This window comes from Phycicoccus sp. Root563 (assembly GCF_001427915.1).
Taxonomy (GTDB): Bacteria; Actinomycetota; Actinomycetes; order Actinomycetales; family Dermatophilaceae; genus Pedococcus.
Map to the genome: position 1 here is coordinate 1,363,519 of NZ_LMGM01000001.1, position 24,336 is coordinate 1,387,854.

Genomic DNA, 24,336 nt, shown 5'->3' on the forward strand with positions numbered 1-24,336 from the left:
GGAGNTCACGCTCAGCCGCCGGCTTCAGCAGACTTCTGGAGCTTGTCGAGCACGGCCTTCGGGTCGCCCGTCATCGCGGTGCCGAGGTTCTGCTGGACCGCGAGCTTGACCTTGTCCCACGTGGGGTCGTCGGTCGGCGTGAGGTGCGCGTTCGGCAGCGTCTCGAGATAGGTCGCGAGCTTGGTGTCGGACTTGAACTCCTCGATGCCGGACTTGGTCACCGGCAGGAAGCCCTCGGCCTTGATGAACGAGTTGACCTGGTCCTTCTGGTAGTACAGGTCGTAGAACGCCTTCACCGCGTCCTTGTTGCCGTCCTTCTTGAACGCCATGAGGTAGTCCGTGACGCCGAAGGTCTGCGGCTCGCCGCCGTCGGCCTTGGTCGGCATCGGCGCGACGCCGTAGTCGACCTTCTTCGCAGCGTCGAGGGTGGCCGCGAGCGGCGAGAAGCCGACGACCATGCCGACCTTGCCGGAGGCGAACAGGTCGAACGCGTCCTGGCGGTTCGTCTTGCCGGGGTTGTTCTGGGTCAGCTTGTCAGTCGACAGCGACTTGAGGAACGACAGCGTCTCGACGTTCTGGGCCGAGTTGATCGTCCACTTCCCGTCCTTCTTCCAGTCTCCGCCGTTGTTGAACATCCAGATCGAGAACTCGCCCTGCGACTCCTCCGGGCCGAGCGGCAGGCCGTAGCCGATGGCGCCGTTCCCGAGGGCCGAGACCTTCTTGGCGTCGGCCTTGAACTCGTCCCAGGTCTTCGGCGCCGCGGTGATGCCCGCCTGCTGGAACAGCTTCTTGTTGTAGAACATGGCCCGCGCCGAGCTCAGGTCGGGCATGCCGTACATCTTGCCGTTGTAGGACCCGGACTTGACGAACGCCTCGAGCAGGTCGGACTTCACCGAGTCCGACAGCACGTCGTCGGCACTGTAGAGCAGGTCGTCCTTCGCGTAGCTCGCGTACGCGTTGAGGTTGAGGATGTCCGGCGGGTTGTTGTTCTGGACCATCGTCGAGCTCTGCTGGTCGATGTCGTCCCAGCTGACGATCTGCACCTCGAGGGTGTTGCCCGTCTTGGCCTTGTAGTCGGTGGCGAACTTGTCCCAGAACGCCTTCGTGTGGTCCTTGGAGTACTCCGCGGCGACGAGCTTGATGGTCGTCGCCTTCTTCCCCGAGCTGTCGCCGCCGCCGGCCGTGCCGGCCCCGGTGCCCCCGGAGCAGGCCGCCAGGGCGAATGCCGTGCCGAGGGCGAGGCCGCCCCAACGCACCGCCTGTGTGTGTCGTGAAGTCGTGGTGCCCACGTCGCTCCTCAAGTCGTTCGTCACTGTCGCGAAACGGATGATCGTTTCCTAGCGTTTCAAGCGCGCTTCGCTCATCTTCGAGGAAGCATGAGGGAAACCTTGGCCCTCCCCGCGAGCCTCGTCAAGCACTTCACCGCACCCATTTCCGAGAGATTCTCACCAAACCCCTGCGCGAAACGGGACATACCGCCGGGATCTTGACTGATCGAATATGACTGGTAGAGACTTTCAGCACTCTCAATCACTCACAGATGGGATCTCGATGACTTCCTACTCGAGCCACCTCGCCCACGAGATCGCGACGCAGCCCACCGACTGGGCCGCCGTTCGCAGCCGGGTCGACGAGGCCCTGGCCGTCCTGCCGGCCCCTGGCGCCCGCGTCGCCGTGGTCGGCTGCGGCACCTCCTTCTTCATGGCGCAGGCCTACGCGACCCTGCGCGAGCAGTCCGGCGCCGGGCACACGGAAGCCCACGCCGCGAGCGAGTTCCCCCTCACCCGGGAGTTCGACCACGTCGTGGCCATCTCCCGCTCCGGCACCACGACCGAGGTGATCGAGCTGCTCGAGCGCCTGCGGGCCGACGGGCGAACCACCACGGCCATCGTGGCGACCGAGGGCACGGCGATCCCGTCGCTGGCCACCCACGCCTTCCTCCTGCCCGAGGTGGACGAGCAGTCGGTCGTGCAGACCCGCTTCGCCACGACCGTCCTGGCGCTGCTGCGCGCCACCCTCGGTGAGGACCTCGGCCCGGCGATCGCCGACGCCGAGGCCGTCCTGGCCGAGGACGAGGACAGCGCGCTGGCCGGGGTGGCCGATGCCGCCCAGCTGACCTTCGTGGGGCGCGGCTGGACCAACGGCCTGGCCCAGGAGGCGGCCCTGAAGCTCCGCGAGTCGGCCCAGTTCTGGACCGAGGCGTACCCCGCGATGGAGTACCGCCACGGGCCGATCAGCATCACCACCGAGGGCGGGGCCACGTGGGCGTTCGGCGAGGTCCCGCCCGGGCTCGACGAGGACGTCCGCGCGACGGGTGCCCACTTCGAGCACCGCGACATCGACCCGCTGGCCGACCTCCTGCGCGTCCACCGGCTGTGCCTGCTCAAGGCGGGACGCGCCGGCGTGGACCCTGATCGACCGCGGCACCTCTCGCGGTCCATCATCCTGTCGTGACCAGTGACGGCCCGACCCTCGACCGACTCCTGCTGACCGGACGTCTCGTCCTGCCCGGTGGGGTCGTCGAGGACGGGGCCGTCGTGGTCGAGGGCGACCGCATCTCCTACGCCGGTCCGCGCACCGAGCTGCCCGACCTGTGGGCGGGGCTGCCCACCCGTGACGACCTCCCCGGGGACGTCACCCTGCTCCCCGGCCTGGTGGACGTGCACTGCCACGGCGGCGCCGGTGGCGAGTTCGGCCCCGACGCGGACAGCGCGCGGACGGCCGCGGCCCACCACCACCGGGCGGGGACGACGTCCGTGGTGGGTTCGCTCGTGTCCGCCCCGGCCTCCGTCCTGCTCGCCGGTGCCACGGCCCTCGCCCCGCTCGTGGCCTCCGGGGAGCTCGCGGGCCTGCACCTCGAGGGTCCGTTCCTGTCGACCCTGCGCTGCGGGGCGCAGGATCCCGCGGCGCTCGTCGACGTCGACCTCGACCTGGTCGACGCGCTGGTGGCCGCGGCCGGTGGTGGCTTGCTGCACATGACCTTCGCCCCCGAGCGCGATCCCTCCGGCAGCCTCCCCTCGGCCCTCGCCGGACACGGGGTCCTCGGCGCCCTGGGCCACACCGACGCCGACCACGCGACCTGTTCCCGGGCCCTGTCCGCCGTGCTCGGCGGCGGCGTCCGAGGCGGGCTCCCCCTGGTCACCCACCTCTTCAACGGTATGCCGCCGCTGCACCACCGCGCCCCCGGCCCGGTCGCCGCCGCGCTGGGCGCGGCCGCCCGCAGCGAGGCTGTCGTCGAGCTCATCGCCGACGGTGTCCACCTCGACGGCGCCACCGTGCAGCTGGTCTTCGACACCGTCGGCCCGGCAGGCATCGCGCTGGTCAGCGACGCCATGTCGGCCAGCGGCCTCGACGACGGCACCTACACGCTCGGGGGCCGGGACGTCGAGGTCCGCGGTCGCGAGGCCCGGCTCGCCGAGGGCGGATCGCTCGCGGGCGGGGTCTCCACGCTGCTGGACCAGGTCCGGTGGTGCGTGACGGAGCTCGGCATCGACCTGGTGGATGTCGTGGCGGCGGCAGCGGCGACTCCGGCGCGGTCGCTGTCGCTGGTGGGCGTGGGCACCCTGGCCCCGGGGTCCCGGGCCGACGTGCTCGTCACGGACCGCGAGCTGCACCCCGTGGGCGTCCTGCGCCACGGCGCCTGGCTCTGAGCGCGGTCGGCTACGCGACCTGCTGCTCCCACTCCCGGCGCAGGAGCCCGTAGACGTGCGAGTCGGAGATGACGCCATCGACGATGCAGTCCTCGCGCAAGGTGCCCTCCCGCACGAAGCCCGACTTCTCCAGCACCCGGGTCGAACCGATGTTGCGGGTGTCGGCCTCGGCCTGCACCCGATTGAGGTCGAGCGTCTCGAAACCCCAGCGCAGCACCGCCCGAGCCGCCTCGGTGCCATGGCCGCGGCCCCAGGCGGCTTCGCCGTAGCAGTAGCCGAGGGACGCGCTGCGGAACATGGGGTTCCACCGCGTGAGGCTGACCCAGCCGAGGAACTCCCCGTCAGCGTGCCGGGTGACCACCAGGCGCGCGCCGCTGCCCTCTCGCTCGAGGTCCCGGCAGGTTGCGATGAACTGGTCCGCCCGAGCCCGGTCGACCCAGGGCGGTGAGTCCCAGTAGCGCAGCACCGTGGGGTCGCTCTGCTGCCGGAACAGGGCGTCCGCGTCGGAGTCATCGAAGGGGCGCAGCAGCAGGCGATCGGTGTGCAGGGTGGGGGTCGGCAACGTCATACCGGCATGGTGCCAACTCCCTCAGCGGTGGTCGCCTCCTTTTCAGGCGGGCGCGGCCACCTCGGCGGCGAGCCCACGCGACCGGCGCACGATCTGCACGAACTCGCCCATGATGTCGTTGAGGCCGAAGTCCTTGGGCGTGAAGACGGCAGCAACCCCGAGGGCCTGCAGGGCCCTGGCGTCCGTGTCGGGGATGATCCCGCCGACCACGACGGGCACGTCACCCGCACCGGCAGTGCGCAGCCCGTCGAGGATCTGGGGCACGAGCTCCATGTGGGAGCCGGACAGGATCGAGATGCCGACGAGGTGGACGTCCTCCGCCACGGCTGCGGCCACGATCTGCTCCGGGGTCAGGCGGATGCCCTGGTAGACGACCTCGAAGCCCGCGTCACGGGCGCGCACGGCGATCTGCTCGGCACCGTTGCTGTGGCCGTCGAGTCCGGGCTTGGCGACCAGCACCCGGAGCCGTTCGCCGAGCTCGCCGGCGGTGTGGCGCACCTGCTCACGCACCGCGCGCAGCTCGTCGGTGCCGCCGTCGCTCACGCCGACCGACCCGGACACCCCGGTCGGGGCACGGAACTCCCCGAACTCCTCGCGCAGCGCCTGGGCCCACTCCCCCGTCGTGACACCTGCCCGCGCCGCCTCGAGCGACGCCGCCATGAGGTTCGACCCGGCACGGGCCTCGGCCCGCAGCGCGGCGACGGCAGCCGCCGCCCGGTCGCGCCCCGCGGGATCGGCGTCGCGCTGCTCCCGCCAGGAGCGGACCGCCGCGACGGCCTTCGCCTCGACGTCGTGGTCGACGGTCTGGATCGCCGCGTCGAGGTCGGCCGTGAGCGGGTTGGGTTCGGTCGTCTGGAAGCGGTTCACGCCCACGACGACGTCCTCACCCGTCTCGATCCGCTGGCGTCGCAGCGAGTGCGAGGCCACCAGCGCCGACTTCATGTACCCGCTCTCGACCGCCGGGACCGCGCCACCGAGCTCCTGCACCCGGGCGATCTCCGCCCGCGCACCCTCGACCAGCGAGGCGACCTTGGCCTCCACCACGGTCGAACCCGCGAACAGGTCGTCGTACTCGAGCAGGTCGGACTCGAAGGCGAGCACCTGCTGCATGCGCAGTGACCACTGCTGGTCCCACGGCCGGGGCAGTCCGAGCGCCTCGTTCCACGCCGGCAGCTGCACGGCCCGGGCGCGCGCGTCCTTGCTCAGGGTCACCGCCAGCATCTCGAGGACGATGCGCTGGACGTTGTTCTCGGGCTGCGCCTCGGTGAGGCCGAGCGAGTTGACCTGCACGCCATACCGGAAGCGACGCTGCTTGGGGTCCTGCACGCCGTAGCGCTCACGCGTGAGGTCGTCCCACAGCTGGACGAACGCCCGCATCTTGCACATCTCCTCGACGAACCGCACACCGGCGTTGACGAAGAAGGAGATCCGTGCGACCACCTCGCCGAAGCGCTCCGGCGGCACCTGCCCCGAGTCACGCACCGCATCGAGGACGGCGATGGCGGTGCACATCGCATAGGCGATCTCCTGCACCGGCGTCGCGCCGGCCTCCTGCAGGTGGTAGCTGCAGATGTTGATCGGGTTCCACTTCGGGATGTCCGACACCGTGTAGGCAACCATGTCGGTGATCAGGCGCAGCGAGGGCCCGGGCGCGAAGACGTACGTGCCCCGCGACAGGTACTCCTTGATGATGTCGTTCTGGGTCGTGCCGGCAAGGGATCGCACCGCCTCGGCCGGGTCCCGACCGTCGGCAAGGGCCTGCTCCTCGGCCACGACCTGGTACATCGCCAGCAGCCACATGGCGGTGGCGTTGATGGTCATCGAGGTGTTCATCTGGTCGAGCGGGATCTGGTCGAACAGGGCGCGCATGTCGCCGATGTGCGAGATCGGCACGCCCACCTTGCCCACCTCACCGCGCGCGAGCGGGTGGTCGGGGTCGTAACCGGTCTGCGTGGGCAGGTCGAAGGCCACGGACAGGCCGGTCTGCCCCTTGTCGAGGTTGCGGCGGTAGAGCGCGTTGCTGGCGGCGGCGCTGGAGTGGCCGGCGTACGTGCGCATCACCCAGGGACGGTCACGTTCGATCGGCTCGGCAGGCATGGCCCGAAGTTACCTGCGGGGTGGTGCGCGCCGGGAGGCGTTCAGGCGGTGACAGCCGCCACAGTCGCGCCGTCCGGGAGCTCGCGGAGCACCAGCGACCGGTCGAGGCGTGATGCACGCAACAGGCGGCCGGTGCGCTCGCTCATGTCGACCACGGCGAGGCGGCGCCCGGCCCGGCGGGCCCGGTTGTACGCCTCGACGAGGACCCCGAGACCGGTGGCGTCACCGATCTCCGCGCCCGCGAGGCGGATGTGGACGTCGCCGAAGCCGGTGTCGATGATCTCGTGGAGCAGCAGCCGGACGTCGGGGACCGTGTGCACGTCGATGCGACCCGTGATCGCGACCTCCTGGCCCGTGTGCACCGGGCGGACTGCGACGGGGAGGACCCCGATGGTGCTGACCGACATGCGAACCCCCTTGTCCGTGGACACATTCACTCACACAGACGCAAGTGAAGGGGACTTTGGTTGTCGCAGGTCAGGTCTCTTTTGGGTAACTGTTGAGACCTGCGTCACACCCCCAGGGGCCGACGGTCACAGGAACGGGTCGTCGTCCGGCTCCCGGGTGACGTCCGCGCCGAGGCCCTGCATGCTCTCGGCGAAGCCGGCGTACCCGCGGTCGATGTGCTGGGCCCCGCTGACGGTCGTGACGCCGTCGGCGACCAGCCCGGCGATCACGAGCGCAGCGCCGGCTCGGATGTCGCTGGCCTCGACCGGCGCCCCGGAGAGCCGTTCGACACCGTGGACCATGACGTGGTGGCCGTCGATCCGGGTCTCGGCGCCGAGGCGGTTGAGCTCCTGCACCGTCCGGAACCGGGCCTCGAAGAGGTTCTCGGTGATCATCGCCGACCCCTCTGCGACGGCGTTGCAGGCGAGTGCGAAGGGCTGTAGGTCGGTCGGGAAGCCCGGGTAGGGCAGCGTGGCGACGTCGAACGCCCTGGGTCGACGCCCGCCGGAGTCGACGCGGAAGCCGCGCGGGGTGTCGGTGACCGTCGCCCCGCTGGCCTCGACCAGCTCGAGGGCGGCGACGAGGTGGGCGCTGTTGGCGCCGACCACCTCGACGTCGCCACGGGTGGCGGAGGCGGCGAACGCCCAGGTGCCGGCGGCGATCCGGTCGGGGACGACGGCGTGCTCGATCGCGGTGAGGCTGTCGACGCCGTGCACCTCGATCACCGAGGTGCCTGCACCGCTGATCTGCGCGCCCATCGAGGTGAGCATCGCGGCGATGTCGGCGATCTCCGGCTCGCGGGCGGCGTTCTCCAGGCGGGTCGTCCCCCGGGCGAGGACCGCCGCGGTGAGGACGTTCTCGGTGGCGCCAACGCTCGGGAAGTCGAGGCGGATCTCTGCACCGTCCAGCCCGCGGGGCGCCTCGGCGACGAGGAAGCCGTGCGTCACGTGGACGCTGGCACCGAGCGCCTCCAGCCCGGCCGCGTGCAGGTCGAGCCCGCGCGAACCGATCGCGTCCCCACCGGGGACGGCCACGTCCGCCGAACCGGTGCGTGCCACGAGTGGCCCCAGCACGGCGGTCGAGGCACGCAGGGCCCGGACGAGGTCGTAGTCGGCGCGGTGGCCGATCTTCTCCGGCACGTCGATCTCGACGACCCCGGAAGGCGCGTCGTAGTCCACCGTGCAGCCGAGGCGCCGGAGGAGCTCGGCCATGATCGTCACGTCGAGGATGGCCGGGACGTTCGTGAGGCGGGTGCGGCCGACGGCGAGCAACGCCACCGCCATGAGCTTGAGGGCGCTGTTCTTCGCGCCCCACACGGCCACCTCGCCGCGCAGCGCGGTGCCTCCGACAACCCTGAATCTCTCAGCCACCGACCCACCCTATCCGCGCCCGACTCCCCCATCTGACAGGCTGCAGCCATGGTCAACCTCACCCGCATCTACACCCGCACCGGCGACGACGGGAAGACCCACCTCGGCGACATGAGCCGGACCAGCAAGACCGATGTCCGCCTCCTCGCCTACGCCGACACCAACGAGGCGAACGCCGCCATCGGCGTCGCCCTCGCCGCCGGGGAGCTGCCCGAGGACCTGCGGGCCACCCTGCTCCGGGTGCAGAACGACCTGTTCGACGTGGGGGCCGACCTCTGCACCCCCCTGCAGCCGACCTACGAGTACCCACCGCTGCGGGTGGAGCAGGCCTGGATCGACGAGCTCGAGGCCGACTGCGACCGCTACCTCGAGCGCGTCGAGAAGCTGAGGTCCTTCATCCTCCCGGGCGGCACCGTGGGCTCGGCCCACCTGCACGTGGCCACGACCGTGGTGCGCCGGGCCGAGCGGGCTGCGTGGGCGGCCATCGACGCCTATGGGGACCAGCCGGGCACCGGCACCAAGGGTGAGGGCGGCGTCAACGTCCTCACCGCGACATACCTGAACCGCTTGTCGGACCTGCTGTTCGTGCTGGCGCGCGTCGCGAACCTGCCGATCGGCGGCGACGTCCTCTGGCAGCCCGGTGGCGGCCGTGCCGAGGCGCCCCGCGCGAAGAAGTGACGCTCAGGCGACGTTGACGTTGAAGCCCGGGGGCGAGCTCTCCAGCCAGCTGCGCATCGCCGTGTAGGCAGGCGGGGCGAGGGCGATCCGGAACTGCTCGTCCTCGTAGTGGCACTCGACGGTGACCGCGTCGGGCAGTCCGGAGATGGGCTCCTGCGCGACCTCCGGCGGCCCGAGCTCGAGCCGTGGCCGCTCCCACGAACGGACCGGGCGCGGGGAGGGCCCGATGAGGGTGAACCACTCCAGCGAGGGGCCGGAGAAGCGCAGCAGGCCCAACCGGTACGACGTGCGGCCCGGGAGTCGCAGCGCACAGAGCATGAGGGGAGCCCCGGACGACAGGAGGCGCCGGCGCACGAAGATGTACGCCAGCGCCAGGACTGCGAGCAGGGCGAGCGTCCCCACGGTGATCTCGAACAAGACCACGGGCGACATGCTCACCCCTTCCGGTTAGGCCGGGATCTGGGAGGCGTCGACGGCCTCGGCGACGATGATGACCTTGTCGCGGTCGACGGAGAGGAACCCGCCGTCCACGGTGGCGACGGCGGTGCTGCCGCCGGTCTTGATGCGGACCTCGCCCTCGACGAGGACGCCGAGCAGGGGCGTGTGGCCGGGCAGGATGCCCAGCTCGCCGTCGATGGTGCGGGCCTGGACCATCTCGGCCTCGCCCTCCCAGACCTTGCGGTCGGCGGCGACGAGTTCAACCTGCAGGGTGCTCACGGTGTCCTCCACGGGGAATGCGTACTGCTCGAGTCTAACGACCGTCGTGGGGAGGCCCCCCGACGGGTGGTATGCCGTGGGGCCAGCCAGTGCGGCTGGCCCCACGACCTACGGGTGCTGCGGGCGACGCTCGCGCGTCATCGTGCTGCGACGCCGTGGCGTCAGAGGTTCTTCTCGATCTCCGCGGCCTGACGCTCGACGTCGTCGAGGCCACCACACATGAAGAAGGCCTGCTCGGGCACGTGGTCGTACTCGCCGTCGGCGATCTTCGTGAACGCCTCGATGCTGTCGGTCAGCGGGACCGTCGAACCCTCGATGCCGGTGAACTGCTTGGCGACGTAGGTGTTCTGCGACAGGAAGCGCTGGATGCGACGGGCGCGGTTGACGAGGATCTTGTCCTCTTCGGAGAGCTCGTCGATGCCGAGGATGGCGATGATGTCCTGCAGCTCCTTGTTGCGCTGGAGGATCTGCTTGACGCGCACCGCGGTGTTGTAGTGGTCCTCGGCGATGTAACGACGGTCGAGGATGCGCGAGGTCGACGTGAGCGGGTCCACGGCCGGGTAGATGCCCAGCGAGGCGATCTCACGGGAGAGCTCGGTCGTCGCGTCGAGGTGCGCGAACGTCGTGGCCGGAGCCGGGTCGGTGTAGTCGTCGGCCGGCACGTAGATCGCCTGCATCGAGGTGATCGAGTGACCACGCGTCGAGGTGATGCGCTCCTGGAGCGTGCCCATCTCGTCGGCGAGGGTGGGCTGGTAACCCACGGCGGACGGCATGCGGCCGAGGAGGGTGGAGACCTCGGAACCAGCCTGGGTGAAGCGGAAGATGTTGTCGATGAAGAGCAGCACGTCCTGGTTCTGCACGTCACGGAAGTACTCCGCCATGGTCAGCGCGGAGAGCGCGACGCGAAGACGCGTGCCCGGCGGCTCGTCCATCTGGCCGAAGACGAGGGCGGTCTGTCCGAGGACGCCCGCCTCCTCCATCTCGACCATGAGGTCGTTGCCCTCACGGGTGCGCTCGCCGACACCGGCGAACACCGACACACCACCGTGGTCGCGGGCGACACGGGCGATCATCTCCTGGATGAGCACCGTCTTGCCCACGCCGGCGCCGCCGAACAGGCCGATCTTGCCACCCTGGACGTAGGGGGTCAGCAGGTCGATGACCTTGATGCCGGTCTCGAACATCTGGGTCTTGGACTCGAGCTGGTCGAAGGCCGGGGCCTTGCGGTGGATGCCCCAGCGCTCCTTGACCTCGAAGGTCTCGCCCTCGGCGAGGTTCATGACCTCACCGGTGGTGTTGAAGACCTTGCCCAGGGTCTGGTCACCGACGGGCACCGAGATGGGGCCGCCGGTGTCCTGGACCTGCGTACCGCGGACGAGGCCGTCGGTCGGCTGCAGGGAGATGGCGCGGACCATGTTGTCGCCGATGTGCTGGGCGACCTCGAGGTTGAGGTTCTTGGTCTCCCCCAGGAGCTCGACCGACGTGGTCAGCAGGTTGTACTGCTCCGGCATGGCGTCCGCGGGGAACTCCACGTCGACGACCGGGCCGATGATGCGGGAGATGCGGCCGATGCCACCCGGGGTGGCGGCCTTGGTCTCTTCAGTGACAGTGGCAGTCATTGGTTTCTCTCTACCTTCTCAACTGGCGTCGGCGAGGGCGCTGGCGCCGCCCACGATCTCGCTGATCTCTTGGGTGATCTCAGCCTGGCGAGCCTGGTTGGCCAGCCGGGTGTACTTCTTGATGAGCTCTTCGGCGTTGTCCGTGGCCGACTTCATCGCCTTCTGGCGCGAAGCGAGCTCGGACGCGGCGGCCTGCAGCAGGCAGTTGTAGATGCGCGCCGTGACGTACTTCGGCAGCAACGCGTCGAGCACCTGCTCGGCGCTCGGCTCGAACTCGTAGAGCGGCAGCACGTCGTCCTCGGCCGGGGCCTCTTCGCCCTCGACGACCTCGAGCGGCAGCATGCGGATGACGTCAGGCTCCTGGGAGACCATGTTGACGAAGCGCGTGAACACGATGTGCACCTCGTCGACCCCGCCCTCGGAGTGGTCGCGGTTGAACGCGGCGACCAGGGTCTCCCCGATCTCACGGGCGACCTCGAAGGTGGGCTGGTCGGTGAAGCCGGTCCACTCGTCGGCGTACTCGCGCTTGCGGAACTTGTAGAAGGCCACCGCCTTGCGTCCGACGAGGAAGGGCGTGACCTCCTTGCCGTCCGCCTTGAGCTCGCCGATGAGGCGCTCGCTCTCCTTGAGGACGGAGGAGCTGTAGGCGCCGGCCAGACCACGGTCGGAGGTCACGACGAGCACCGCGGCGCGGCGCACCTCCTCGGACTCGGTGGTCAGCGGGTGGTCGACGTTCGAGAACGTCGCCACGGCCGAGACGGCCCGGGTCAGCGCACGGGCGTAGGGCGAGGACTCGCGCACACGCTGCTGCGCCTTGACCACGCGGGAGGCTGCGATGAGCTCCATCGCGCGCGTGATCTTCTTGGTCGCCTGGACGGACCGGATGCGCTGGCGGTAGACCCGCATCTGCGCTCCCATATGTTGCCGCCTCTCTCGTTCGTTCCTGGTGCGGCTGGTCGCCGCCGATCAGTTCGGGGGGTGCTGCGGGGTCTCCCCCGCGGCCGCTCGCCTGCGGTGCCGGGTGCGCGACAGGCGCGCACCCGGCAGCCGATTCAGCGCTTCTGCTTGACGATCTTCTCCTGCTCGACCTCGTGCTCGAGCTCGCCCGGGTCGGCCTCGTGGCCGACGGGGGTGTGCTCGGAGCCGGAGGCGGCGAACTGCTGCTTGAACGCGGTGACCGCGTCCTCGAGCCCGGAGCGGGTCTCGTCCTCGAACTTCTTGGACTCGCGGATGGCGTCCAGGAGGCCCTTCTTCTCGCGACGCAGGTAGTCGAGGAACTCGGCCTCGAAGCGCGAGACGTCCTCCACCGCGATCGAGTCGAGCTGGCCGGTGGTGCCGGTCCAGATGGACACGACCTGCTCCTCGACCGGGAACGGCGCGGCCTGCTTCTGCTTGAGGAGCTCGACGAGGCGGGCACCCTTCGCGAGCTGGGCGCGGGAGGCCGGGTCGAGGTCCGAGGCGAACATGGCGAACGCCTCCATCGCGCGGAACTGCGCGAGGTCGAGCTTCAGACGACCGGAGACCTCCTTCATGGCCTTGATCTGGGCGGCGCCACCGACACGGGAGACGGAGACACCCACGTCGATGGCGGGACGCACGTTGGCGTTGAAGAGGTCGGCCTGGAGGTAGATCTGGCCGTCGGTGATGGAGATGACGTTGGTCGGGATGTACGCGGAGACGTCACCGGCCTTGGTCTCGATGATCGGCAGACCCGTCATGGAGCCGGCGCCGAGCTCGTCGGACAGCTTCGCGCAGCGCTCCAGCAGGCGGGAGTGCAGGTAGAAGACGTCACCGGGGTAGGCCTCGCGGCCCGGCGGGCGACGCAGCAGCAGCGACACGGCGCGGTAGGCCTCGGCCTGCTTGGACAGGTCGTCGAACACGATGAGGACGTGCTTGCCCTGGTACATCCAGTGCTGGCCGATGGCCGAACCGGTGTAGGGCGCGAGGTACTTGAAGCCGGCCGAGTCGGACGCGGGCGCCGCGACGATGGTCGTGTACTCCAGGGCACCGGCCTCTTCCAGCGTGCCGCGGACGGCAGCGATGGTCGAGCCCTTCTGGCCCATGGCGACGTAGATGCAGCGAACCTGCTTCTCCGGGTCGCCCGAGTCCCAGTTCTGCTTCTGGTTGATGATCGTGTCGACCGCGACCGTGGTCTTGCCGGTCTGGCGGTCACCGATGATGAGCTGGCGCTGGCCGCGACCGATGGGGGTCATGGCGTCGACGGCCTTGAGGCCGGTCTGCAGCGGCTCGTGCACGGACTTGCGCTGCACCACGGTGGGCGCCTGCAGCTCGAGGGCGCGGCGCTCGGTCGTGGCGACCTCGCCGAGACCGTCGATCGGCTGGCCCAGCGGGTTGACGACCCGACCGAGGAACGCGTCGCCGACGGGCACCGACAGCACCTCGCCGGTCCGCTTGACCTCCTGGCCCTCCTCGATCTTGGAGAAGTCACCGAGGATGACGACGCCGATCTCGTGGACGTCGAGGTTGAGCGCGAGGCCCAGCGTCCCGTCCTCGAACTCGAGCAGCTCGTTGGTCATGCACGAGGGCAGGCCCTCGACGTGGGCGATGCCGTCACCGGCGTCGCTGACGCGGCCGACCTCTTCGCGGGAGGCCGTGCCGGGCTCGTAGGACTGAACGAAGTTGTCCAGTGCGTCCCGGATCTCCTCCGGACGGATCGAAAGCTCCGTCATCTGATCTCTTCTCCCTTGAGTGGTGCAGTGACCGGCGCCGAGGGGGCTCGGACCGGAAGGCGGTGTGGTGGTCGTGCTGTGGAGTTGTGGTGCGTGCCGTCAGCCGGCGATGTGCCTGCGGGCCTCGTCGAGGCGCCGCAGGATCGTGCCGTCGACGACCTCGTCGCCGACCTGCACGCGGATGCCACCGATGACCTGCTCGTCGCGGACGACCTGCAGCACGATGGTCTTGCCGTAGATGTTCTGCAGCGCTGCGGCAAGACGCTCACGCTGCTGCTCGGTGAGGTCGGTGGCGGCCGTGACGACAGCCGTGACCTGCTCGCGCCGCGTCGCCGCGAGGGCGAGGTAGCCCTCGAGCGTGCGGTCGAGCTTGCGCCCACGGGGCGCCAGCACGGCCTGGCGTGCGAGCCGGACCGTCTCCTCGCTGGCCTTGCCCTCGAGCAGCTGCGCCACGACGCCGGCCTTGGCCTGGACGTCGCCCTGGCGGTTGGTCAGGCGGTCGCGCAGGTCCGGGTTGCCGGCGACGATCCGCTCGAAGCGGAACAGCTCGTCCTCGACCCGGTCGATGTGCCCGTTGGCCTCGGCGTCGGCGAGCAGCGCCTCGATCCCGAGCCGCTCGACCGTGTCGGACAGGTCGCGCTCGGTCGCCCAGCGCTGGCCCACGAGGGCCTTGACCACGACGACGGTCTCCGCGGAGACCTTGCCCGACAACAGGCGCTCGGCGAGCTCCTGCTTGCCGGCCGCCTCGCGTGACGGGTCCGCGAGGGCCCGTCGCAGCGTGGCGTTGCCGTCGATGAGGGCGGTCACCGCGAGGAGCTCCTCGGCGAGGGCCCGGCGGTCCGTGCCTGCGGAGAGCGCGGCCTCGAGGGCCGTGCTCCCGGCGATGGCGGAGGCCCGCGACGAACCACGCATCAGGCGCCCTCTCCGACCTTCTCGGGCTGCACCTGGCCGGACTCGAGCTCCGCGAGGAAGCGGTCGACGATCCCGCGCTGGCGTGCCTCGTCCTCGAGGGACTCGCCCACGATGCGGCTGGCCAGGTCGGTCGACAGGCGACCCACCTCGGCCCGCAGCGACACGACGGCCTGCTGGCGCTCGGCCTCGATCTGCTTGTGCGCGGCCTCGGTGATGCGAGCCGCCTCGGACTGCGCGTGACCGCGCATCTCCACGACGATCGCCGCACCCTGCTCGCGAGCCTCCTCGCGGATGCGAGCAGCCTCGGCGCGAGCCTCGGCCAGCTGGGCCTGGTACTGCTCGAGAGCAGCCTGGGCCTGCTGCTGGGCCTCTTCGGCCTGCTGCATGCCGCCCTCGATGGCAGCCGTGCGCTCGGCGTACAGCTCCTCCATGCGCGGCACGACCTTGGTCTTGTACAGCCAGTACAAGATCCCGAAGGCGATGAGCCCGACGATCATCTCGGCGGGGTGCGGGAGCAGCGGGAATCCCGAGGGGAATCCGGTGGTCTCCCCCTCAGCGACTATGGATGCGGGGATCACATCGCGTCCTTATCTCTTAAGCGATCGGGTGTGGCACGAGGGCGGCGGGGCCGCGTCAGTTCGGGTTGGTGCCCTGGAAGACGAACGCGAACACCAGACCGAGGATGGCGAGCGCCTCGGTGATCGCCATGCCGGTGAAGGCGATGGTCTGGAGCATGCCGCGAGCCTCGGGCTGACGGGCGACGCCGTTGATGTAGGCGGCGAAGATCAGGCCGACACCGATGCCGGGGCCGATAGCAGCGAGGCCGTAGCCCAGGTAGGCGATGGAGCCGTACATGTCATTTCCTTTCCATGGCACCGGGACCGCTTCCCGGTGTCGGGGGTGTGGATATTCAGGTGGTGCACGCGAGGCCGGGGGCCTCGACGGTCGAGCGGGCTAGTGGTGCTCGGACACCGCGTCCGAGATGTAGAGCGCCGCAAGAAGAGTGAAGATGAACGCCTGGAGGAACTCGATGAGGAGCTCGAAGAACGTCATGCCGATCGAGAACCCGAAGGCGAGGACGCCCGAGAAGTTCAGGAACAGGTTGCTGCCGTGCAGCAGCAGGTACTCGCCGCCGATGATGAACACCAGCAGCATGAGGTGGCCGGCGAGCATGTTGCCGAACAGTCGCAGGGCGAGCGTCAGCGGGCGGATCACGAAGTAGGTCAGGAACTCCAGCACGAACAGGATCGGCTTGAGCCAGCCGGGCAGGCCCGGGGGGATCAGCGACTTGAAGTACGGGAGGACGCCGTGCTTACGACGGATCGCGACCGTGTGGTAGACGATGTAGACGATGAGGGTCAGGACGATCGGGATGCCGACGCGGCTCATCGTGGGGAACTGCACGAACGGGATGATCCCGAACAGGTTGTTGACCAGGATCATCGTGAAGAGCGTGAACAGCAGCGGCACGAACTGCATGAAGTCCTTGGTGCCGATGATGTCGCGGCCGATCGTGTTGCGCACGAAGTTGTAGGCGCCCTCGGCCATGAACTGCGTCTTGCCCGGGACGACCGTGAGCTTGCGCGACACCGAGACGAAGAACCAGCCCAGGATGCCGACCGAGATCAGCAGGACGAGCGCGGGACGGGTCAGCGTCCACGGGCTGTTGCCACCGATGAGCGGCCACCAGAAGTCGGCGACGCCGGGGGTCTTGAACCCGTCCTCGCCTCCTGCGGCCACGAGATTCGTGACCATGTCCGCAGACACCATGTTTGGGCTCACTGCCTCTCCTCGAATGAACTGACGTGCAACCCGTTCACCGCGAAGACTTCACGGTCGGTGCGGGACAACCGGGACGAATGCATGCTCGACACCGGCTCGGCGCAGAACGGTAGGTACGCTACCCGACTCCGCAGCATCGGGGCGACGCGGGACCGGCCCGTCACCGCCCCTCACCTGCTCCGGTCGACGACGGGTCGGCAGGGGTGTCCGTGCCACCCGCGGACGGCAGGTCCGACGGCGGGTCGTAGACGGGGACGCGGGCACGTCGCCAGGCGCGGACCTGACCGACCTGCCAGGCCAGGACGGCCACGAGCATGGCCACCCCCGCGGCCCAGCTGTCGAGGCTCTCGATGCGTCCGGCGACGACGAGGACCCCGAGCAGCAGGAGCACCTGGCCGAAGTAGATCGCCATCCCGACGGCCATGAAGAGCATCGGGTCGCGGTCGCGCACCAGCTTGTCCATGAGGAGCAGGCCGGAGCCGAAGAAGACGACGGCGATGGCCACACCCACGAGGGCGGAGACGCCACCGTCGAGACCCCGCGTCAGCGCGAGGACCACGGTCGCGACGCCACCTGCGACGAGGGTGGGGACCAGGGCGCCGCGAAGGGTCGCGCTGAACGGGTAGGAACCCGTCTGGGCGCTCTGCTGCGTCATGGTGGCCTGCCTGCTCGTCGGGGCTGGAATGCCTGGCGAAAGGGGTGGTCACGCCCTTCGGTGGGCGCTTGTGAAAGGTATCACAAGCGTTCAGCCTTTTCACAGCGGGGCCTTTCGCGGTCCCACCGTAGGGGTTCCCGACGCCGCCCGCCGCCGCCGTCCGCGGCTCGGCAACTAGCCTGCCGTCATGCCTGCGCGTGCTCCGTCCGGTTCGCCCCTCGAGGGGACGTTCGTCCGCCTCGACCCGGTCCGGGCCGACGACGCCGGGGGCCTGCACGCGGTGCACAGCGACCCCGTCGTCTACACGCAGGGGTACGTCATGGCCTCCCCTCCCCCCGACCTCGCGGCCACCCGGGCGCTGGTCGCCGCCGCGATGGCGGCGCGGGAGGTCGGTCGCACGGCATACACGGTGCGGCTCACGGGAGCGGGCGGGCTCGGGGCCGCCGGCACGGTCGTGGGCACCACGTCGCTCGGTGACATCGACGTCGTCAACGAACGAGCCCACCTCGGCTGGACGCTCTACGGCTCGCGGTGGTGGGGCACCGCGGTGAACCCGGAGTGCAAGCTGCTGCTGCTCGGGCACGCGTTCGACCTGGGGTTCGGGCGGGTCAAGATCCAGACCGACGCGGTCAACCAGCGCTCCCAGGCAGCGATCGCGAAGCTGGGCGCCACCCGCGAGGGGGTGCTGCGCCGGCACACGCGGCGGGCCGACGGGACGTTCCGCGACACGGTCGTGTTCAGCGTGCTCGCCGACGAGTGGCCGCAGGTGCGGGCAGGCCTGGAGGAGCGGCTGGGCCGGGTCCCGCGCTAGAGGGCGCGGGCGCGCCCACCGCTGGGGGCCCAGCGGGGCAGCCACACGGTGAGGACGCCGACCAGGAGCACGGCGCCGAGGACTCCCCCGGCGGCGACCCACGGGTCGAGGAAGATGAAGCTCACCGCGCCGAGCGCGGCCACCGCGGCCCAGAGCCAGAGCAGGATGACCGCGCGCCGGTGGCCGTGGCCGATCTGGAGCATCCGGTGGTGCAGGTGCTGCTTGTCCGGGCTCCACGGGCGTTCGCCGCGCGCGGTCCGACGCACGACCGCGAGCAGGATGTCGACCAGCGGCAGCAGGATGATCGCGCCCGGTACGACCAGGGGCAGCAAGGTCGCCGCCACGGGGTTGGTGCTGACCTGGGACGGCGTCACGTTGCCCGTCGTCGAGATCGTCGCGGCCGCCAGCAGCAGCCCGAGCAGCAGGGCCCCCGAGTCGCCCATGAACAACCGGGCCGGGTGGTAGTTGTGCGGCAGGAAGCCCAGGCAGCAGCCGATCAGGGCGGCGGAGATGAAGGTCGCCGAGGAGAACACGTTCGGCGGGTCGAACGTCCGCGAGATGCCGTAGCTGTAGATGAAGAACGACGAGGCGGCGATGACGACGACCCCGGCCGCCAGCCCGTCCAGCCCGTCGATGAAGTTGACGGCGTTCGTGAACACGACGACGGCGAACACCGTGAGCCCCACCATGAACGGCTCGGGCAGCACCGTCACGCCACCGATCGGGAGCTGGAACAGCATGACGCCGCTGAACGCCATGATCCCGGCGGCGATCATCTGCCCGCCGAGCTTGGTGAGCCAGTCCAGCTCGCGCACGTCGTCGATCGCCCCGAGCAGGCACACGATGCCGGCACCGACCAGCGTGCCCTTGAGCTCGGGCCCGAGGGCGAACACCTGCCCGAGGTAGGGCAGCTTGCTCGCCGCCAGCATGGAGGCCGCGAACCCGAGGAAGATCGCCACCCCTCCGAGCCGCGGGATCGGCGTCGAGTGGACGTCACGGTCGCGCACCGGGGTGAACGCCCCGGTGCGCACCGCGATGGCGCGCATGAGCGGCGTCGCGGCATACGTGATCACCGCGGCGACCATCAGGACGAGGAGGTACTCGCGCACTCAGGCGCCTCTCGGGTGGGTCGGGACTCAGCCTCGAGGGTATGCCGGGAAGCGGGTCACGAGGTCGCTCACCCCGGCACGGACCTCCTTGGAGACCGCGTGGTCCGGGTCGGCGTCGCCCTCAATGACGGCCTTCGCGATCAGGTCGGCGATCGTGCGCATCTCGTCGGTGCCCATGCCCTGGGTCGTGACGCAGGGCGTGCCCACGCGGATGCCGCTGGCGATGTTGGGCTTCTGGGGGTCGAACGGGATGGCGTTCTTGTTGAGCACGATCCCCGCTGCGTCGGAGCGGGCCTCGGCATCGGCGCCGGTGACACCCACGCCCTGCAGGTCGTGGAGCGACAGGTGGGTGTCGGTCCCGCCGGTGGTCGGGCGGATCCCCTTCTCGCCCAACGACGTCGCGAGGACCTTGGCGTTCTCGATGACCTGCTTGGCGTACGCCTGGTACTCCGGCGTCGCGCACTCCTTGAAGTTCACGGCCTTGGCCGCGATGGTGTGCATCTGCGGGCCACCCTGCATCATCGGGAACACGGCCTTGTCGAGCCTCGCCTGGTGCTCGGCCTTGCAGACGAGGGCGCCGGAGCGCGGGCCGCGCAGGACCTTGTGGGTCGTGAAGGTGACGACGTCGGCGTACGGGACGGGGCTCGGGATGGCCTTGCCGGCGACGAGGCCGATGAAGTGCGCCGCGTCGACCCAGAAGATCGCGCCGATCTCGTCGGCCAGCCGGCGGAAGAACTCGAAGTCGATGAGGCGCGGGATGGCGGAGCCGCCGGCGAGGATCACCTTGGGGCGGTGCTCCTTGGCCAGGCGCTCGACCTCGGCGTAGTCGATGTCCTCGGTCTCGCGGTCGACGCCGTAGTGCACCGCGTTGAACCACTTGCCGGAGAAGGAGACCTTGGTGCCGTGGGTCAGGTGGCCACCCATGGGCAGCGCCATCGCGAGGATGGTGTCACCGGGCGACATGAACGCCCCGTAGACCGCCTGGTTGGCGCTGGCGCCCGAGTGAGGCTGGACGTTCGCGTGGTCGGCGTCGAACAGCGCCTTGCACCGGTCGATGGCCAGGGTCTCGGCCTTGTCCACCTCGGAGCAGCCGCCGTAGTAGCGACGCCCGGGGTACCCCTCGGCGTACTTGTTGGACAGCGTGGAGCCGAGGGCGGTGAGCACCTCGGGGCTGGACATGTTCTCCGACGCGATGAGCTGCAGGCCGCCGCGGATGCGGTCGAGCTCGGAGACGAGCACCCCCGCGATCTCCGGGTCGAAGGACTCCAGGGCCCCGAAGTCGGAGCCGTAGAAGGTGTCGCTCTGGGTCATCGGGTCTCTCCTGGGTGGTCGGCAGCGGTGCGTTCGGCGGTCGGATCCGCCGGCAACTCTAGGCCCTGCGTCGGTTCGGTCGGGGAAGGATCCGTCGCCGGCCCGGGGTCGCGCGCCGGCTCCGGGGCGTCCCCCGGCTCGGGGTCGCTCAGCGGTTCCGGGACGCGCAACGGCTGCGGTTCGTCGACCGCCACCGGCGTCGCCTCGGCGTCCGCCTCGACGACGTTCTCGGCGTCGGCGTCGTTGTCGGCGTCGGCGTCCTCCGGCTCGGCCGGTCGCAGCGCTGCATCGATCTGCTGCTGGGTGATGGCCCCGGCCCGCAGCATCTCGGGCTCCGCACCGGTGCAGTCGATGATCGTCGAGACCTCGTTGCTCGACGTGGGTCCGGCGTCGAGGTAGACGGCCACGGCCGCCCCGAGCTGCGCCGCGGCGTCGGTGGCCGTGGTGGCCGGGGGCTGGCCGGTGAGGTTGGCGCTCGTGACCGCCATCGGGCCGACCTCGCTGAGCAGGGCGAGGGCCGTCTCGTCCTGGGGCATCCGCACGGCGACCGTGCCGTTGGTGTCACCCAGGTCCCACATGAGCGAGGACTGGGACTTGAACACGAGGGTGAGGGGCCCGGGCCAGAACTCGCGGATCAGGTCGCGGGCCCAGGACGGGATGTCGGTGGCCAGGCCGTCGACGGTGCGGATGCTGGGCACCAGGACCGGCGGCGGCATCTCTCGGCCACGACCCTTGGCGGCGAGGACGGACGCCACGGCCTCCGGCGAGAACGCGTCGGCACCGATGCCGTAGACGGTGTCGGTCGGGAGGACCACGACGCCTCCGTCCCGGACGACCTCGACGGCTGCCGCGATCCCCTCGGCGCGCCCGGACTCGGTGGTGCAGTCGTACACAGGGCTCATGGACGCCAGCGTAGTTGTGCTCCCCGGGTGCGGACGCGCCGGTCGCTCAGCGGACGATCTTGAAGTTGAACATGCCGGTGCCGAGCGCGCCCATGAGCCGCAGCCAGACCGGGAGGAGCATCTCGGTGCCCCGAGCGGTGGAGATGTCGCCGAGGTCGATGACGTCGGTGTGCCCGAAGCTCTCGAGCAGCTCGGCCACGACGGCCTTGGCGTCCTGGTCGTCGCCCGAGAGGAACACCGAGGACTCCGCACCGAGCGACGCGGGGCGGACCATGAGCTCGGCCGTCAGCGTGTTGAGGGACTTCACGACGCGGGCCTGCGGGAACTCGCGCTGGATCTGCTCCCCGAGGCTGTCGGTGTCCTTGACGAACAGGGTGGGAGGGAAGCCCTGGGAGAAGTCGAGCGGGTTGCTGATGTCGAGGACGACCTTGCCGGCGAGCGCCTCGGCACCGGCAGCCTGCAGCGCCGGGACGGCGGCGGACCCTCCGGTGGCGTTGACGACGACGTCCGCGCCGACGACCGCGTCCGCGAAGGTCGCGAGGGTGACCTGCGGGTGCTCGGTGGCCCAGGCGGCATACGGGAGGGTGCCCATGCCGTCGGGCTCGGTCCGCGCGAGGGTGGCCTGCGGGTCGCGGGTGCCGGTGACGACGTCGTGGCCCAGCTCGGACAGGCGCCCCGCAAGGGCCTGGCCGACCGTGCCGGTTCCGAGGACGGCGATCTTCATGGTGTGCTCCTGGGTCGAAGGAGTAGACAGATCTGTCTACCAATGCACGGAAACGTAGCAGACAGATCTGTCTACTGCCAAGGTATGCTGCTCGCACGCCCTTCCGAGGAGGCCCACCCCGTGCCCAGCCCCAGCTCCTCCCCCGCAGCAGCGACAGAGACCGACGCGACGGAGACCGACGCGAGCACCGCCCGTGCCACCGGTGCGCGGCCCAGCCCTGCCCGCGAGCGCATCCTGGAGACCGCCTTCGCGCTCTTCTACGCCAGGGGGATCCGCGCGGTCGGGGTGGACCTGATCATCGCCGAGTCGGGGGTGGCGAAGGCGACCTTCTACAAGCACTTCCCCGCCAAGGACGACCTCGTGCTGGCCTACCTCGACAAGGTCGACGGCGTCTGGTCCGGTCAGCTCCACGCGGCCGCGCAGGCCGCCGGCCCCGCCCCGGCCGACCAGCTCGTCGGGCTGTTCGACGCGCTGCAGAACGCCTGCCGCCGGGACGGCTACCGCGGGTGCGGCTTCATCAACGCCGCCGCCGAGTCGCAGCCGGGCACCCCGGTCCACGAGCGCACCGTGGCCCACAAGGCCTCGGTCCTCAGCTGGGTCGAGGACCTCGCCCGCCGGGCCGGGGCGCGCGACGCCACCACCCTGGCCCGGTCGTTGACGCTCCTGCTCGACGGCGGCCTGGCCAGCGGGACCCTCGACGCGGCGCCCGAGGCGCCCCGGGCCGCCAAGGAGGCGGCCGGCGCGCTCGTCGCGGCCTCGCTCGCCTGAGGGCGCGCGGCGACCGACGTCAGCGCCGGACCGCGACCGTGGCCCGCGGGCGACCGGTGAGGTCCACCTCGTCGCGGACCTCGCTCCACCGACCGCTGCGGCGCAACCCCGCAGGCAATGACTCGCCCTGGCTGTCGGCGTGCTCCATGACCAGGACACCGCCCGCCCGCAGCAGGTCGGCGGCCCGTGCCGCGACCGCGAGCGGGATCGCCAGGCCGTCCTCGCTGCCGCCGTACAGCGCGAGCTCCGGGTCGTGGTCGCGGACCTCGGGGTCCAGCGGCACCATGCCGACCGGGATGTAGGGCGGGTTCGACACGACGACGTCGACGGTCCCGTCGAGCTCGGGGAACGCCGTCGTCGCGTCACCGTGCACGAGGGTGACAGGGAGCCCGGAGTCGACGACGTTGCGCGCCGCCCAGGCGTGCGCGTCCTCGCCCAGCTCCACGGCATACACGGTCGCCGACGGGACCTCGTCGGCGACGGCGAGCGCGATCGCCCCCGAACCCGTGCAGAGGTCGACCACCACCGGTGCGCCGTCGACGGCCAGCGCGGCGTCGATCGCGAGCCCGGCGACCACCTCGGTCTCGGGCCGCGGCGTGAACACCCCCGGTCCCACCGACAGCTCGAGGCGGCGGAAGGCCGCTCGCCCCGTCAGGTGCTGCAGGGGCACCCTGTCGGCCCGGTGCTCGACCAGCCGTGCGTAGGCCGCGGGGTCGGGAGCTGCGGCACCCACCACCATGGCGGTGCGCAGCTCGCCCACCGGGCGACGGAGCACGTGCGCGGCCAGCGCGAGGGCATCGTTCTCCGGGGAGGGCACGCCGGCCTCCGCGAGCCTGGCTGCGGCCGCCCGGACCGCTGCCCGCAGGCCGCCGCCGGGCTGGTCGGTCACTTCCCCGAGCCCGAGGACGCCTCGGCGACCGCTGCCATGCGCGCCGCCTCGTCGGCGTCGACCGCCGACTGGACGACGGCGTCGAGCTCACCGTCGAGGACCGTGTCGAGGTTGTAGGACTTGAACCCGGTGCGGTGGTCGGAGAGGCGGTTCTCCGGGTAGTTGTAGGTGCGGATGCGCTCGCTGCGGTCGACGGTGCGGATCTGGCTCCGACGCGCGGCGCTGGCCTCGGCGTCCGCGGCATCCTGGGCGAGCTGGTGCAGGCGGGCCCGCAGGACGCGCATCGCCGACTCCTTGTTCTGGAGCTGGCTCTTCTCGTTCTGGCAGGAGACGACGGTGCCGGTCGGCAGGTGCGTGATGCGCACGGCCGAGTCGGTGGTGTTGACCGACTGCCCGCCGGGGCCGGAGCTGCGGTAGACGTCGATCTTGAGGTCGTTCGTGTCGATGACGACCTCGACCTCCTCCGCCTCCGGCATCACGAGGACGCCGGCGGCCGAGGTGTGGATGCGACCCTGGCTCTCGGTGACCGGGACGCGCTGGACCCGGTGGACCCCGCCCTCGTACTTGAGCCGCGCCCACGGGGCGTCACCGGGCTCGGGCGTCCCCTTGGCCTTGACGGCCATCCGGACGTCCTTGT

Annotated in this window: 26 protein-coding genes; 5 read left to right on the top strand and 21 right to left on the bottom strand. The window is 70.5% G+C overall.

All coding sequences use genetic code 11. The features are described 5' to 3' along the window. Positions 1–11: 11 nt before the first annotated feature. Positions 12–1,256 carry an extracellular solute-binding protein gene (locus tag ASD62_RS06405; protein WP_056915247.1) on the bottom strand — a complete coding sequence of 415 codons (1,245 nt, stop codon included), beginning with the start codon at positions 1,254–1,256 and terminating at the stop codon, positions 12–14. A 295-nt stretch (positions 1,257–1,551) separates the two neighbouring features. Here ASD62_RS06405 and ASD62_RS06410 point away from each other — a divergent pair, with 295 nt between their 5' ends. Further along, a complete protein-coding gene (locus ASD62_RS06410) occupies positions 1,552–2,454 on the top strand; it encodes an SIS domain-containing protein (RefSeq protein ID WP_056915248.1) in 903 nt (300 codons plus the stop codon). Next, positions 2,451–3,650 carry an N-acetylglucosamine-6-phosphate deacetylase gene (locus tag ASD62_RS06415; RefSeq protein ID WP_056915249.1) on the top strand — a complete coding sequence of 400 codons (1,200 nt, stop codon included), beginning with the start codon at positions 2,451–2,453 and terminating at the stop codon, positions 3,648–3,650. The genes ASD62_RS06410 and ASD62_RS06415 overlap by 4 nt, the downstream gene beginning before the upstream one ends. Positions 3,651–3,660: 10 nt before the next feature. On the opposite strand, the gene ASD62_RS06420 is transcribed toward ASD62_RS06415, so the two are convergent. The 4 genes from ASD62_RS06420 to murA form a co-directional block, all read right to left on the bottom strand. After that, positions 3,661–4,218, bottom strand: coding sequence for a GNAT family N-acetyltransferase (locus tag ASD62_RS06420; protein WP_056915250.1), 558 nt, complete (start codon positions 4,216–4,218; stop codon positions 3,661–3,663). Positions 4,219–4,260: 42 nt separating this feature from the next. Further along, positions 4,261–6,276, bottom strand: coding sequence for a protein meaA (locus ASD62_RS06425; protein ID WP_056917207.1), 2,016 nt, complete (start codon positions 6,274–6,276; stop codon positions 4,261–4,263). Between the two features lie 80 nt (positions 6,277–6,356). Continuing rightward, complete coding sequence (locus tag ASD62_RS06430; RefSeq protein ID WP_056915251.1) at positions 6,357–6,722, bottom strand: STAS domain-containing protein; 366 nt, start codon at positions 6,720–6,722, stop codon at positions 6,357–6,359. A 126-nt stretch (positions 6,723–6,848) separates the two neighbouring features. Further along, positions 6,849–8,132, bottom strand: a complete 1,284-nt coding sequence (gene murA / locus ASD62_RS06435) for a UDP-N-acetylglucosamine 1-carboxyvinyltransferase (RefSeq protein ID WP_056915252.1) — start codon at positions 8,130–8,132, stop codon at positions 6,849–6,851. Between the two features lie 48 nt (positions 8,133–8,180). Between murA and ASD62_RS06440 the strand changes: the two genes are divergently transcribed. Continuing rightward, positions 8,181–8,810, top strand: coding sequence for a cob(I)yrinic acid a,c-diamide adenosyltransferase (locus ASD62_RS06440; RefSeq protein ID WP_056915253.1), 630 nt, complete (start codon positions 8,181–8,183; stop codon positions 8,808–8,810). 3 nt (positions 8,811–8,813) lie between these two features. On the opposite strand, the gene ASD62_RS06445 is transcribed toward ASD62_RS06440, so the two are convergent. The 10 genes from ASD62_RS06445 to ASD62_RS06490 all read right to left on the bottom strand — a co-directional run bounded on the left by ASD62_RS06445 (position 8,814) and on the right by ASD62_RS06490 (position 17,185). Then, entirely contained in the window at positions 8,814–9,242 is a 429-nt protein-coding gene (locus ASD62_RS06445; RefSeq protein WP_056915254.1) for a DUF2550 family protein, read from the bottom strand. 15 nt (positions 9,243–9,257) lie between these two features. Continuing rightward, the gene (locus ASD62_RS06450) at positions 9,258–9,527 is read right to left on the bottom strand and encodes a F0F1 ATP synthase subunit epsilon (RefSeq protein WP_056917208.1); all 270 of its coding nucleotides are present in this window, start codon (positions 9,525–9,527) and stop codon (positions 9,258–9,260) included. Between the two features lie 161 nt (positions 9,528–9,688). Then, entirely contained in the window at positions 9,689–11,146 is a 1,458-nt protein-coding gene (gene atpD / locus ASD62_RS06455) for a F0F1 ATP synthase subunit beta (protein ID WP_056915255.1), read from the bottom strand. Between the two features lie 18 nt (positions 11,147–11,164). Beyond that, positions 11,165–12,064 carry a F0F1 ATP synthase subunit gamma gene (locus ASD62_RS06460; protein WP_056915256.1) on the bottom strand — a complete coding sequence of 300 codons (900 nt, stop codon included), beginning with the start codon at positions 12,062–12,064 and terminating at the stop codon, positions 11,165–11,167. Positions 12,065–12,198: 134 nt separating this feature from the next. Further along, entirely contained in the window at positions 12,199–13,836 is a 1,638-nt protein-coding gene (gene atpA / locus ASD62_RS06465; protein WP_056915257.1) for a F0F1 ATP synthase subunit alpha, read from the bottom strand. Positions 13,837–13,935: 99 nt separating this feature from the next. Next, a complete protein-coding gene (locus ASD62_RS06470; RefSeq protein WP_056915258.1) occupies positions 13,936–14,748 on the bottom strand; it encodes a F0F1 ATP synthase subunit delta in 813 nt (270 codons plus the stop codon). Continuing rightward, on the bottom strand, positions 14,748–15,326 hold the full coding sequence (locus tag ASD62_RS06475; RefSeq protein WP_082552853.1) for a F0F1 ATP synthase subunit B: 579 nt from the start codon (positions 15,324–15,326) through the stop codon (positions 14,748–14,750). The genes ASD62_RS06470 and ASD62_RS06475 overlap by 1 nt, the downstream gene beginning before the upstream one ends. 55 nt (positions 15,327–15,381) lie before the next feature. After that, positions 15,382–15,603, bottom strand: coding sequence for an ATP synthase F0 subunit C (gene atpE / locus ASD62_RS06480; RefSeq protein ID WP_030527793.1), 222 nt, complete (start codon positions 15,601–15,603; stop codon positions 15,382–15,384). A 99-nt stretch (positions 15,604–15,702) separates the two neighbouring features. After that, positions 15,703–16,503: a F0F1 ATP synthase subunit A gene (atpB, locus tag ASD62_RS06485; protein ID WP_235529060.1), complete on the bottom strand. Its 801-nt coding sequence runs from the start codon at positions 16,501–16,503 to the stop codon at positions 15,703–15,705. A 187-nt stretch (positions 16,504–16,690) separates the two neighbouring features. Beyond that, entirely contained in the window at positions 16,691–17,185 is a 495-nt protein-coding gene (locus ASD62_RS06490; RefSeq protein WP_056915260.1) for a hypothetical protein, read from the bottom strand. Between the two features lie 187 nt (positions 17,186–17,372). Between ASD62_RS06490 and ASD62_RS06495 the strand changes: the two genes are divergently transcribed. Beyond that, the gene (locus ASD62_RS06495; protein WP_056915261.1) at positions 17,373–17,996 is read left to right on the top strand and encodes a GNAT family N-acetyltransferase; all 624 of its coding nucleotides are present in this window, start codon (positions 17,373–17,375) and stop codon (positions 17,994–17,996) included. Here ASD62_RS06495 and ASD62_RS06500 read toward each other — a convergent pair. The 4 genes from ASD62_RS06500 to ASD62_RS06515 are packed head-to-tail and all read right to left on the bottom strand — an operon-like array spanning position 17,993 to position 22,042. After that, complete coding sequence (locus ASD62_RS06500) at positions 17,993–19,105, bottom strand: MraY family glycosyltransferase (RefSeq protein WP_056915262.1); 1,113 nt, start codon at positions 19,103–19,105, stop codon at positions 17,993–17,995. The genes ASD62_RS06495 and ASD62_RS06500 overlap by 4 nt on opposite strands. 27 nt (positions 19,106–19,132) lie before the next feature. Continuing rightward, positions 19,133–20,416, bottom strand: a complete 1,284-nt coding sequence (gene glyA / locus ASD62_RS06505; RefSeq protein WP_056915263.1) for a serine hydroxymethyltransferase — start codon at positions 20,414–20,416, stop codon at positions 19,133–19,135. Continuing rightward, positions 20,413–21,318 carry an L-threonylcarbamoyladenylate synthase gene (locus tag ASD62_RS06510; RefSeq protein ID WP_082552854.1) on the bottom strand — a complete coding sequence of 302 codons (906 nt, stop codon included), beginning with the start codon at positions 21,316–21,318 and terminating at the stop codon, positions 20,413–20,415. The genes glyA and ASD62_RS06510 overlap by 4 nt, the downstream gene beginning before the upstream one ends. A 46-nt stretch (positions 21,319–21,364) precedes the next feature. Further along, on the bottom strand, positions 21,365–22,042 hold the full coding sequence (locus tag ASD62_RS06515; RefSeq protein WP_056915264.1) for an NADPH-dependent F420 reductase: 678 nt from the start codon (positions 22,040–22,042) through the stop codon (positions 21,365–21,367). 120 nt (positions 22,043–22,162) lie between these two features. On the opposite strand from ASD62_RS06515, the gene ASD62_RS06520 reads away from it, so the two are divergent. Further along, positions 22,163–22,810 (top strand): TetR/AcrR family transcriptional regulator, encoded by a 648-nt coding sequence (locus ASD62_RS06520; protein WP_235529061.1) that lies wholly within the window; start codon positions 22,163–22,165, stop codon positions 22,808–22,810. Positions 22,811–22,829: 19 nt separating this feature from the next. Here ASD62_RS06520 and prmC read toward each other — a convergent pair whose 3' ends face one another. Beyond that, positions 22,830–23,699 carry a peptide chain release factor N(5)-glutamine methyltransferase gene (gene prmC, locus ASD62_RS06525; RefSeq protein ID WP_082552856.1) on the bottom strand — a complete coding sequence of 290 codons (870 nt, stop codon included), beginning with the start codon at positions 23,697–23,699 and terminating at the stop codon, positions 22,830–22,832. Next, on the bottom strand, positions 23,696–24,336 hold a 641-nt coding region (locus ASD62_RS20610), incomplete at its 5' end, for a peptide chain release factor-like protein (RefSeq protein ID WP_235530650.1). The genes ASD62_RS20610 and prmC, both read right to left, overlap by 4 nt.

Excerpts from the sequence above, each read along its gene's own strand:
- ASD62_RS06410 (WP_056915248.1), top strand. The coding sequence starts at position 1,552 with ATGACTTCCTACTCGAGCCACCTCGCCCACGAGATCGCGACGCAGCCC.
- ASD62_RS06420 (WP_056915250.1), bottom strand. The coding sequence starts at position 4,218 with ATGACGTTGCCGACCCCCACCCTGCACACCGATCGCCTGCTGCTGCGC.
- ASD62_RS06425 (WP_056917207.1), bottom strand. The coding sequence starts at position 6,276 with ATGCGCACGTACGCCGGCCACTCCAGCGCCGCCGCCAGCAACGCGCTC.
- ASD62_RS06430 (WP_056915251.1), bottom strand. The coding sequence starts at position 6,722 with ATGTCGGTCAGCACCATCGGGGTCCTCCCCGTCGCAGTCCGCCCGGTG.
- ASD62_RS06440 (WP_056915253.1), top strand. The coding sequence starts at position 8,181 with ATGGTCAACCTCACCCGCATCTACACCCGCACCGGCGACGACGGGAAG.
- ASD62_RS06445 (WP_056915254.1), bottom strand. The coding sequence starts at position 9,242 with ATGTCGCCCGTGGTCTTGTTCGAGATCACCGTGGGGACGCTCGCCCTG.
- atpD (WP_056915255.1), bottom strand. The coding sequence starts at position 11,146 with ATGACTGCCACTGTCACTGAAGAGACCAAGGCCGCCACCCCGGGTGGC.
- ASD62_RS06460 (WP_056915256.1), bottom strand. The coding sequence starts at position 12,064 with ATGGGAGCGCAGATGCGGGTCTACCGCCAGCGCATCCGGTCCGTCCAG.
- atpA (WP_056915257.1), bottom strand. The coding sequence starts at position 13,836 with ATGACGGAGCTTTCGATCCGTCCGGAGGAGATCCGGGACGCACTGGAC.
- ASD62_RS06470 (WP_056915258.1), bottom strand. The coding sequence starts at position 14,748 with ATGCGTGGTTCGTCGCGGGCCTCCGCCATCGCCGGGAGCACGGCCCTC.
- atpE (WP_030527793.1), bottom strand. The coding sequence starts at position 15,603 with ATGTACGGCTCCATCGCCTACCTGGGCTACGGCCTCGCTGCTATCGGC.
- atpB (WP_235529060.1), bottom strand. The coding sequence starts at position 16,503 with ATGGTCACGAATCTCGTGGCCGCAGGAGGCGAGGACGGGTTCAAGACC.
- ASD62_RS06490 (WP_056915260.1), bottom strand. The coding sequence starts at position 17,185 with ATGACGCAGCAGAGCGCCCAGACGGGTTCCTACCCGTTCAGCGCGACC.
- ASD62_RS06495 (WP_056915261.1), top strand. The coding sequence starts at position 17,373 with ATGCCTGCGCGTGCTCCGTCCGGTTCGCCCCTCGAGGGGACGTTCGTC.
- glyA (WP_056915263.1), bottom strand. The coding sequence starts at position 20,416 with ATGACCCAGAGCGACACCTTCTACGGCTCCGACTTCGGGGCCCTGGAG.
- ASD62_RS06510 (WP_082552854.1), bottom strand. The coding sequence starts at position 21,318 with ATGAGCCCTGTGTACGACTGCACCACCGAGTCCGGGCGCGCCGAGGGG.
- ASD62_RS06515 (WP_056915264.1), bottom strand. The coding sequence starts at position 22,042 with ATGAAGATCGCCGTCCTCGGAACCGGCACGGTCGGCCAGGCCCTTGCG.